Annotated in this window: 1 protein-coding gene and 1 pseudogene; both read left to right on the forward strand. The window is 58.8% G+C overall.

Going from position 1 to position 12,440, the window contains the following annotated elements:
• A pseudogene (locus tag ACI2KB_RS24105) lies at window positions 1-204 on the forward strand (ShlB/FhaC/HecB family hemolysin secretion/activation protein); the annotation flags it as partial.
• A gap of 21 nt (window positions 205-225) precedes the next feature.
• Entirely contained in the window at window positions 226-12,438 is a 12,213-nt protein-coding gene (locus tag ACI2KB_RS24110; RefSeq protein WP_404638712.1) for a hemagglutinin repeat-containing protein, read from the forward strand.
• The last annotated feature ends 2 nt before the right edge of the window (window positions 12,439-12,440 follow it).

Here is a 12,440-nt window from a genome sequence, read left to right on the forward strand (position 1 = left end):
GCAGTCGGCTACGACCAGGGCGTGATCCGCAACGATCGCTACAACGGCGACCAGCACGGGCGTCTGTCCAGCAACTCATTCGAATTTTTCGCCCGAGGCCAGCACGTCGCGGCGACCGCCACCTTTGCCCACTCTCTGGAGCGTCCGGCCGGCCTGATCGAGCGTGAATCGCCGATCTATTTCCGCCTGGATTTTTTCCTCTAACGTTTCGCCGGGATGCCTGACATGGACGTTCGTTTCTTCAACTTTCTTGCCCGCCAACCCTCCGCGAAACTGATCGAGCGATCCTCGTTTTGCGGCCTGCCCAAACGCGGCCTCGCCCTGATCCTCGCCAATGCGATGTTCTGGCAGCCGCTGCTGGCGCAGGCCGACGGCATTGCCGTGAGCGGCACCACCAACACTACGCTGGGCCAGGCGGGCAACGGGGTGCCCATCGTCAACATCGCCGCGCCCAACGCCAACGGCCTGTCGCACAACCAGTACCAGCAGTACAACGTCGGCAGCGAGGGTGTGATCCTCAACAACGCCACCGACCGCACCCAGAGCACGCAACTGGGCGGCATCATCCTCGGCAACCAGAACCTCAACGGCCGCGCCGCCAGCACCATTCTCAACGAAGTGACCGGCGCCAACGCCACGCAGCTCAAGGGCTACACCGAAGTGGCCGGGCAGGCTGCTCACGTCATCGTAGCCAACCCGTACGGCATCAGTTGCAACGGCTGCGGCTTCATCAACACCCCGCAAGCGACCCTGACCACCGGCAAACCGGTGCTCGACAGCGCAGGTGGGATTGACCACTTCCATGTCGACGGCGGCAGCGTCTCCATCGACGGCGCAGGGCTGAACGCCGACAACGTCGACCGCTTCGACATCATCACTCGTAGCGCAAAAATCAACGCAGAACTGCACGCCAACCAGCTGAACATCGTCACCGGCCGCAACGACGTCAACGCCCAGACCCTCAACGCCACCGCGCTGGCCGACGACGGCAGCGCCAAACCACAACTGGCCATCGACAGCTCTGCCCTCGGCGGCATGTATGCAGGCGCGATCCGCCTGGTGGGCACCGAAGCCGGTGTGGGCGTGAAACTGGCCGGTAACCTGGCGGCCAGCTCAGGCGACATCCAGATCGACGCTAACGGCCAATTGAGCATGGCCCAGGTCGCGGCCGACGGTGCGGTCAACGTCAAGGCGGCCAGCGCTGACGTACAAGGCGCAATCTACGGCAGCAACGTCGACGTACAGATCCGCGACGCGCTGACCATTCAGCAGAACATCGCCGCACGTGATCGCATCAGCCTGAGCAGCAACGGACAACTGACTAACAATGCGATTGTTGAAGCGGGGGTGAACGCCGACAACAGCCGCAATGCGACAGGTGATGTGGTGCTGAATGCGCAGAACCTGCGCAACAACGGAACGGTGATTGCCAGCCGTGACCTGAATGCCACGACCAGCCAGAGCCTCGACAACAGCGGCCGGCAGATCACCGCCGGGGGCAATCTGGCCCTGAACGTTCAAGGCACGCTAAACAACCAGAACGGCCTGGTCAGTGCAGGTGGGGCAGGGCTGGTCAACGCCGATGTGGCGCTCAACAGCAACGGGCGCATCTCCAGCAAGCGCGACCTCAACGCCACCATCAACACGTTGAACAACCAGAAAGGCGAAGTGGTCGCCCAAGGCAATCTGACCCTCAAGGGCAGCCAGCTCGACAATCGCGCGGGCGGCCTGGTGGGCTCGACAAAAGCACTGAACCTCGATGTTTCGGACATCGACAACCGCAGCGGCGAGCTCTCCAGCAGCGCCGATGTGCGCATCAAGGCCAGCCAGCTGAACAACAGCAGCGTCGGCAAAGTGCTGTCTGGCGGCGCGATGGGCCTCAACATCGCCAACGTCTTCAACCAGAGTAACGGTCTGATTTACGCGGGCAGCGCGTTGCGCCTCGACGGCGGTTTGCTGAATAACAGCAGCGGTACGCTGTCTGCGCAGACCGATCTGAGCGTCAACCTCAGCGGTGATCTTGACAACGCCAGTGGCCTGCTCAGCAGCGAAGGTACCCTCAACATCGCCGCCGAAACGCTGACCAACACCGCTGGCAAGGTGTCCAGCGCCGGTGCCTTGTCGGTTGTCACCCACGATACGGTGCGTAACCAGCAGGGTTCGATCAGCACCGACGGCACACTGGCGCTGACCAGTGCCAGCCTGGACAACCGCAATCAGGGCGCGATTTCCGGCAAGGGCGCGACCGTTGTCAGCACTGGGGCGTTCGACAATAGCCACAGCGGCCAGCTCACCAGCGCCGACAGCCTGAGCCTCAATGCAGCGCAGGTCACCAACCAGGACGGAGGTCGCATCGCCGCCGCCAAGGCTGTGACAGCCAGCGTTACTGGCCTCGATCAACACGATGGCGAGCTCTTCAGTAACGGCACGCTGACCCTCGACCTCAACCACGGCCAGCTCAACAATCAGAATGGCCTGATCAACGCGCCCGGCGCCTTGCTGTTGAAAAACCTCGCGGGTGTGAACAACCAAAACGGCGAAATCTCCAGCGCACTCGGTTTTACGTTCAACGCCGACAGCCTCGATAACAGCAACGGCAAACTGCTGAGTAATCAGAGCTTGATGGTGCGCGTCGCCCATGCGCTGGCCAACGTCAATGGCGCGATTTCCGCAGCGGCCATCGATGCCCGCGCGGGAAGTCTCGACAACACCGACGGCCTGCTGAGCAGCCGTGGCGAGATGACCCTCAGCGTTGACGACGATCTGATCAACCGCAACGCTGCGCTGATCGCCGACGGCAAGCTGGTGCTGAACGCCGCGAGCATCGATAACAGCGTCGGACAAATCGCCAGCAAGCAAGACCTCATCGCCAACATCGGCGGCTTGCAACAACAGGGCGGTCAGTTCATCGCGCTGGGAAGCCTCAGCCTGACCGGCACCCGGCTCGACAACAGCCACAACGGTCTGCTCAGCGCCAACGGCTTGCTGACGTTGAACGTCGCCAATATCGACAACCGGGGTGGCGAGGTATCCAGCCAGGACTCGATCAGCGTGACGGCGCAGCAGCTCGACAACAGCGATGCAGGGCGCGTGCTCAGCCAGAAGAACCTGAGCCTGGCGGTCGATCAACTCGCCAACCGCAACAACGGCGTGCTGTCTGGCAAGACCGGCCTGAGCCTGACCGGCACACGCCTGGACAACAGCGGCGGCAACCTGCTCAGCCTGCAAAACGTCGATCTGGGCCTGAGCGGCGACCTGCTGAACAACCTTGGCCTGCTCAGCAGCGAAGGCACGCTCAGTGTTCGCAGCGCCTCGCTGACCAACGACGGCGGGAGTCTGTCCAGTGCCGGGACGTTAAGCATCGACAGCACCGGCTCCGTCAGCAGCAGAGGCGGCAAGTTGATCACCGACGGCGGCCTGACCCTCAACAGCGCCAGCCTGGACAATTCGCATAACGGCAGCATCAGCGGCAAAGGCGCGGTGTCGATTCACACTGGCGATTTCGACAACAGCCACAACGGGCGCGTGACCAGCGCCGACAGCCTTGAGCTGAGCGCTGCACACCTCAGCAACAGCACCGGTGGCAGCATCGGCAGCAACAAGGCGCTGATCGCCAGCGTCAGCGGGCTCGATCAGCAAGGCGGCACGCTGTTCAGTAACGCCAGCCTGACCCTCGACCTCAACCATGGCCAGCTCAACAACCAGGACGGCCTGATCAACGCTCCGGGTGCCTTGCTGCTGAAAAACCTGGCAGGTGTGAACAACCAGAACGGAGAAATCTCCAGTAGTCTCGGTTTTGAATTCAACGCAGACAGCCTCGACAACAGCAACGGCAAACTGCTCAGCAATCAGGCGCTGATCGTGCGCGTCGCTCAGGCCCTGACCAACGTCAAAGGCATGATTGCCGCCGCCAGCCTCGATGCAAGCAGCGGCATGCTGGACAACAGCGCAGGCACCCTGACCAGTCGTGGCGACGTGACCCTCACCGTCGATGGCCTGCTGAACAACAGCAACGACGGCCTGATCAACGCTGCACACACGCTCAACCTGCAAGCGTCCGGCATCAATAACGTCGCTGGCACCCTGCTGGGCGCCACTGCGCTGAACCTCGATCTGAACGGCGCAGACCTCGACAACAGCAACGGCCTGATCACCACCCAGAATCCCCTGACGATCAGTCACCTGCGCGACCTGAAAAACGCTGGCGGTGAAGTCTCCAGCAACCAGAGCTTCAGCCTCACAGGACGTACGCTGGACAACAGCAACGGCAAGCTGATCAGCAATCAGCAGCTCACCCTTTACGCTGATTCACTGCTCAACAAACTGGGCCTGATCTCCGGCTGGGAAGGGCTCAGCGTTAGCGGCGGCAGCCTCGACAACAGCAATGGCGGCACGCTGTCGAGCCGTAACGGCAACGTCGGGGTCGACCTCTCAGGTGCTTTGCTCAATGCAGGTAACGGCGCGCTGGTCAGCCAGAAGGCATTGACCGTCAACGCAGCCAGCGTCGATAACCGGGGCGGGATTCTGTCCAGCGGAGCAGGGCAGACCTACACCGTCAGCGGCCTGCTGGACAACGGCCAGAACGGCCTGATCGACAGTGGCGCCGGCTTGACGGTCACCGCCGCGCAACTGGGTAACGCCGCCGGCACGATCAACGCACAGCAGGCCCTGAGTTTCACCGGTACCGATCTGGACAACAGCGCCGGCAGCATTGCCAGCAACGCTGGCGTCACCCTCGACCTGCTCGGCAGCCTGACCAACACAAACGGCAAGCTCGCCAGCGCGGGTGATCTGCTGATCAGTCGCGCCACCCAGATCAACAACCAGGGCGGTCAACTCGCCAGCCAACAGACGATGACCCTGTTCACTGGCGGCCTGGACAACAGTAACGCAGGCACTGTCGCCGCCAATGCCCCACTACTCCTGACGGCCAGCGGCGCGATCCAGAACGCCAACGACGGCCTGATCTACAGCAAAAATGCCGGCCTCACGGTACAGGCCGCGAGCCTCGCCAACAGCCGGGGCACGCTGCAAAGCCAAGGCGCGCTGAACCTGACCATCAGCGGCAACATCGACAGCCAGAGCGGCAAGATCATCGCCCAGGGCGGCGATCTCAACCTGACCGCCAACAACGTCGACAACCGGGGCGGCGTGCTCTCCAGCCTGCAAAACGCCTTCACCGCGCGCATCACCGGCGTGCTGAAAAACGGCTACGACCTCAATCGTCAGGGCGGCATCACCCAGGCGCAACGCCTCGACATTCGCGCCCTGGCCGGCATCGACAACTACGGCGGTCGCCTCTCCGCGCAGACCGGTGACGCGCTGATCAACACCGGTAGCGGCAACTTTGATAACCGCAACGGCGGCCTGTACGCCAAGCAAAAGATCAACGTCACCGGCAACAGTTTCGATAACAGCGGCGACAACGACGGCCAGATCGCCGGGCAGCAAATCGACCTGAATTTGAGCGGCGCCCTGAACAACCGTCTGGGCATCATCGAAAGCGACACCACCCTCAACATCAGAGCTGCCAGCCTCGACAACCAGACCGGCAAACTGAGGGCTCTGGGCACCAACGGCACGACGAATTTCCAGATTGGCGGCCTGCTGGATAACCGCAACGGCACCCTGGAAACCGCCAACACTGACCTGGCGTTGGGTGTCGGCAGCCTGCTCAACGCAGGCGGCAGCGTGCTGCATGTGGGCAGTGGCAACTTCGGCATTTCCACGGGCAACGTCATGAGTGCCGGTGGCAGCTTCATCACCCGTGGGGCCCTGACCCTGAATGCCGACAGCTGGCTGAACAGCAGTGTTTTGCAGGCGGGCACGCTGAACGTCAACGTCAATAACTTCACGCAGACGGCGACCGGGCAATTGCTGGCTTCAACCGCATTCGTCGGCACTGGCGGCGATTGGATAAACGACGGTCTGCTGGCCAGCGACGGAAGCTTCTCCCTGTCGCTCTCCGGGAGCTATGGCGGTAATGGTCGTGTGAGCAGCAAGGGTGCGCTTGGACTGAATGCCGCTCAGGTCAATCTGGCGTCGGTTGCAGCAATAACGGCCGGCACAACCGGGACTGTTTCCAGCAGCGGCAGCCTTACCAATCTGGGGCGGCTGTCCTCCATTGAGGGGCTGACGGTAAGCGCAGGCTCCATCGATAACCAGGGAGCGCTGGGTGCGGGGGGCAACCTGCGCGTTACTACCAATTCGTTGACCAACCAGAATGGTCTGATCTTCAGCGGTGGTGACATGGCGCTGCGCGTCGGTGACTTCACCAACCGCTTCGCAGACGTCTACAGCTTGGGCAACATCAGCATCGCGAGGGATGACAGCAACGGCTGGGCCTCTTCGATCAACAACATTTCGGCGAGCATTGAAAGCGCGGGGGATATGACCCTCGCGGCAGACCATATCGAGAACCGCAAGGATGTGTTCGAAACCACGGGTGGCTTGGTTTCTGGCGCGATTGGGGTGCAGTGCTACGGCTGTTCGTCCGCCACCGGCGGCGCGCAAGCGAGTTACATGGTTTGGGAAGAAAATTATTCCTCCAGCATCGTTAAGGATTCCGCGTCTGCATCCATGACGGCAGGCAGGAGTTTAACGGGGTATGGGCGCGACTTTTTAAACAATGCATCCACCGTGAGCGCGGGTACCGATCTGACGCTCAATCTTCAGAACTTCTCCAATCAGGGCGCGTCGGTTGGTGATTACACGGTACGTCGGGCATTCGCTGAGCCTGGCAGCTCGGCTTCGAACATTGCCTTTTGGCGCGCCGTGATGGATTACAACGCTGCAAATGATCCCTCGTACGATTCAGGCGCTAACGGATACATCGGCGGAAATGGGTTCACCAGACCCAACATGCATTTCTGGAATGCCAATGGCGTCGAATCCATTATCGGCGTAGGGCTCCGTGCCACCGGGGGAGAGGCTGACCGCTATTTCAGTTTCGGCACGATCCGTGTAGATACCAACGAGGCAAGGTATGCATTCACTGTTCCGCACTACACGGATGGGGTACGCACAGATGCTCCGAGCGCAGTGAAGAATGCCGCATTCTTCGAAAACACCATCACCTATACCACCCCATCCACCTACGCCAACGCTGTCGTTCAGGCCGGTGGTGCGGTTCATATCAACGCCTCCCAGAACCTTACCAACAGTGTTGTACGCGAAGGAGTAACTCTCGGCGTCGGTGCGTCGAAGATGGGTCTGACGCAGCTAAGTGGGCAAGCTGCACCGACCGTTGTTTCGCTCAACGCACAGCTTCCCCCTGACGTCGCCCAGCAACAGGTCGATCCGACCACGTTGCCAGGTTTCAGCCTGCCCAGTGGTCAAAACGGTCTGTTTCGCCTGAGTGGCCAAGGCAGTAGTCAAGCAAGTTCCACCCCGCAAAACTGGAGTCTTGGCAACGCGTCCATCACAACGACCCAGCGCAACCAGACCCAGCCGGGTGTTCAATCACAAAGCGTACAGGTGGGCAATGCCAGCGCTCCTGCTGCCACAGGACAATTGCTGACGGTTGCCGACCGACAAAGTGCAGGTATTTCGGCTAATGCCAGCACTATCGACGCAACGATTGGCGACGGTCTGACGCGTGTTCAAGGCTTGCCCAGCTCGGCCGCGAAACCGAGCACCGGCAAATACCTCATCGAAACCAACCCGGTGCTGACCGACCTCAAGCAATTCATGAGCTCGGACTACATGCTCTCGGCGCTGGGCTACGACCCTGATCTGGCGCAAAAGCGCCTGGGCGACGGCCTCTACGAGCAACGCCTCGTTCAGCAAGCCATCACAGCGCGTACCGGCCAGGCCTTCATCGATGGACAGACCTCCAACGAGGATCAGTTCAAATACCTGATGAACAACGCCATCGCCAGCAAGGACGCGCTCAATCTGTCCGTTGGCGTGTCTCTGACCTCTCAGCAGGTCGCTGCGCTGACCCACGACATCGTCTGGCTCGAAGAGCACGAAGTGAATGGCGAAAAAGTGCTGGTGCCCGTGCTGTACCTGGCCCAGGCCGACAACCGCCTGGCGCCCGATGGCGCACTGATCGCCGGCAACGACGTCACCCTCATCGCAGGCGAAAACCTCGACAACGTCGGCACCCTCAAAGCCACCAACAATTTGTCGGCCACGGCAGGCAAGAATCTGGTCAACAGCGGGTTGGTTCAAGCGGGTAACCGGCTGGAGCTGCTGGCGGGCAACGACCTGACCAACAAATCCGGTGGGATCATCGCGGGTCGGGACGTTTCGCTCATAGCCACCAATGGCGACATTCTTAACGAGCGCACGGTCACCAGCGCGCAAGCGAGCAATGGCTACGTCACCACGCGTCAGGATTTCGCTGACAGCGCCGCTCGCATCGAGGCGGCAAACGACCTGTCGTTGTCAGCGGGGCGAGACATTACCAACAGTGGCGCGCTGCAAAGTGGCCGTGATCTTTCCCTGACAGCGGGGCGGGACGTCAACCTGCTGACGACAGAAACCCAGAAGTCATTCCAGGCCGGTGGCGGCCTGTTCAATCAGACAATCAGCCAGACCGGCAGCCTCACCTCGGCAGGAAGAGACCTGTCAGTCACAGCGGGACGTGACGTAACGGCCATCGCCAGTCAGATCGATGCCAAGCGCGACATCGCCATGGCCGCGAAGGGTGATCTGACGCTGAGCTCTGCTGCTGACGAAGATCATTCGTACAGCAAAAGTAAAAAGGTGACGGTGCAGGAAGATCACCTAAATCAGGTATCAACGGTGATAACTGCTGGTGGTGATCTTACGTTGAGCGCAGGCAAGGATCTGAGCGTCATTGCCAGTCAGGCGAGCGCAAAGGGAGAGGCTTATCTCTACGCTGGTGAGAACGTCAACCTGCTCGCTGCGCAAGACAGTGATTACTCCTATTACGCCAAAACCAAGAAAGGTTCGTGGGGCAAGAAAAGCTCGAAGATGACCGAGAGTGACAGCAATGTCGCGGTGGGCTCTTCAATTCACGCTGGCGAGAAAACCACTGTCGTCGCCGTGAATGACGTCAATTTGCAAGGCTCCAAAGCCAACAGTGATAACGGCATCCTGGCTGTGTTGGCGGGGCATGACGTCAACGTACTTGCGGCAGAGAATAGCGAGTCTAGCGCATCGGCTTCTTCAAAGTCGGGCGGTTTTGGTCTGTCTACGACGAGCAAGATGAACAGTGATTCGTCGACGCAGACATCCTTGACCGGCTCGACGCTCAGCGGGAACAACACGTTGGTTCAGGCTGGTCATGATGTGCTCGTGTCAGCCAGCAACATCATTTCTACTGAGCAGACAACCTTGCAGGCGGGTAACAACGTCCTGATCGACAGCGGTGCGCAGAGCTTTAGCTCGCAGCGCAGTCAATCGACTAAAAAATCAGGACTGATGGGTACCGGAGGTATCGGCGTTACGCTGGGAACGGCAAAAAACACCTTTGATCAGGGCACGCAGAGCCAGACGCAAAAGGGCAGCACCATCGGTAGCGTATTGGGCGACGTGGACGTTACCGCTGGCAAAGATCTGACTATCAAGGCGTCAGACGTTATCGCTGGCAAAGACATCAATCTGATCGGCCAAAACGTCAACATTGTCCAAGCCCAGAATCGGAGCACTGTCACGCAAGAGCAGGAGGCCAAGAAGAGTGGTTTGACGCTTGCGTTGTCGGGCGTGGTGGGTGATGCCGTCAACACCACGATTGAAAACGCCAAGGCGGTCAAAGATGAGGATGACTCACGCTTGATGGCGTTGCAGGGGGTCAAGGCAGGGCTGAGTGGTTATCAAACCTACCAGGCAGCTGAGGCGATCAACTCAGGCGCCGAACAAGGTGACTTTGTAGGCATTGCATTGTCCCTTGGGGCTCAGAAATCCAGTTCCAAGCAAACTCAGGAACAAAATGTCAGCCAGGGAAGTTCGGTCACTGCTGGCAACAATCTCAATATCATCGCGACCGGAAGCGGCGCAGGCGTTGGTCAGGACGGGGATGTCAACATAGTTGGCAGCAAGCTCCAGGCTGGCAGTGACATGCTGGTATCTGCGAACCGGGACATCAACCTGATCGCAGCTGCCAATACGCAAAAGGTAGACGGTTCGAACAAAAGTGGTGGTGGTGCTGTCGGCATCAGCCTAGGGGTGGGTAGCGATCATGCCGGGTTCTCGATTTTCGCAAATGGGAACAGCGGTTCAGGGAAGGAAAAGGGTAACGGCACAACCTGGACTGAAACCACCCTTGATGCCGGCGATAAGCTCACCTTGGCGAGCGGGCGAGATACCACGCTCACGGGGGCTCAAGCGAGCGCCCAGCAAGTGATCGCAAATGTTGGACGAGACCTGTCGCTGACTAGCCTGCAGGACTCAGACAAATACGATTCCAAGCAAACGAACGTCAGCGGTGGAGCGAGTTTTACATTTGGGAGCATGACCGGTAGTGCTTCTCTCAGTGTTAGCCAAGACAAGATCAAGTCCAATTTTGAGAGCGTGCAGGAGCAGACAGGCCTGTATGCGGGCAAAGGTGGCTATCAAGTTTCCGTGGGTGATCACACCCAGTTGAACGGTGCTGTCATTGCGAGTACCGCAGAGGTCAATAAAAACTCTCTCAGCACTGGCACGCTTGGTTGGACTGACCTCAAAAACCAGGCAGATTTTACGGCCCAACACGAAAGCGTCAGTGGCAGCACTAGCGGTAAAACAAGTGCGATGTTCACGGGCAATTCGGGCAGCGTCCTTTTGGTAGGAGCTAGCCATAGCGGAAGCGATAGCAGTACTACGCACTCTGCCATTTCTGATGGGCAACTGACCATTCGTAACGCTGGCGAGCAACAACAGGACGTTGCAACCCTTAGCCATGATGTCGAGCACGCCAACAACGCATTGAGCCCCATCTTCGACAAGGAAAAGGAGCAAAACCGGCTGCGCGAAGCACAGTTGATTGGTGATATCGGCAACCAAGCGATGGATATCATCCGCACGCAGGGTGCAATCAACGCTGCGAACGCCCAGAAAGATCCAGCCGCGATCGCTGCGGCGCGTAACAAACTCATCGCTGAAGGGAATACAAATCCTTCCAGTGAGGAGATCTCGAAGCAGATCACGAATACCGTAATGCAGCAATACGGTACCGGCAGCAACTACCAGATGACGGCGCAAGCGGTGACGGCTGCGTTGCAGGGGTTAGCGGGCGGAAATATCGCTCAGGCGCTTACGGGGGCTGCTGCCCCGTATCTGGCAGAGCAAATTCACAAGCTGACCGCTGACAATCCCGACGCCAACCTGATGGCTCACGCAGTTTTGGGGGCGTTGGTAGCTCAGGCACAAGGCAACTCAGCATTGGCTGGAGCTGCTGGGGCAAGCATTGGAGAGGTCGTAGCGCGCCAGATGTATCCTAGCAAAAAGACTGAGGATCTGACTGAGGAGGAACGACAAGTCGTATCAGCGTTGTCAACTTTGGCGGGTGGATTATCAGGTGCGATCGCAGGTGGCAGCGCCGCTAATGCAGTCGCTGGTGGGAGCGCAGCTCAGAATGCGGTGAACAACAACTTCCTCAATCAGGGGCGGCCTGATGTATACGCCGATCGATTTGCCGGTTGTAAAGGGGTACAGGGTTGCGAACTCACCGTTATCCAAGACCTAGCGAAGGAATCAGCGGCGAACGTCGCCAAGCTGAAAGGTTGCTGGGACGCCGGTGACACCGTCTGCGTGGCGCAGATGCGGGCGCAGATTGAAATCGACAGGAACGCCTACACCAAACTCAAAGCTCAGGACATTACGGTAGGTGACGCCTACCAGCAATCAGCTGATTTCTATGCAGATATCGTAGACAACTGCGCAGGAAAATGCGGATGGTTGCAGGCAGCTCTGGAAAAAACCGCTGCCGATGGAGTAAATCTCCTCGTTTACGGGCTTCTGGGTGGCAGCTCTATTCTTAAGAGCCCGCCGACCGCAGGTCAGGCGGCCGAAAGTGAAGCGATTAAAAATGAAGCAAAAGCATTTGACCGGTCAGCGGATCAACAAAAGCTGATTGATTCTCTAGGTTCTAATATAAAAGACAATCCATTGCGACAAGAGTATGAGCAAAAAGTATCAGAACTTTCTTCATACTCGCAGAGAATACAGCAAGGTATGACTGACGATGAGCTTCGATCTCTCGCAATGGAGGCTAATCAAGCTAGGCGACAGCTTGGAATTGAGTATAAAGATCTCACGCCAGCGCCTCTGAGGGATTATATTTATGAGGTTAACATGAATCGCTACGGTGACCCGCTAGGGCCAACAGTTGATTACTTGGTTAATAGTGGACGTACGTACACTCAGATTATAGAATCAGCAGCGCGCCCTAATCCAAATGTTGATACGCTGCTATCAAAATTCAGTGAATGGGTTAAAAGTAAGCCAGATGCTTACATTAAACAGCAGATGGACTCGATCGGAAGGTGATG

The sequence above is a fragment of the Pseudomonas sp. NPDC088444 genome, assembly GCF_044900175.1.
Lineage (GTDB): Bacteria > Pseudomonadota > Gammaproteobacteria > Pseudomonadales > Pseudomonadaceae > Aquipseudomonas.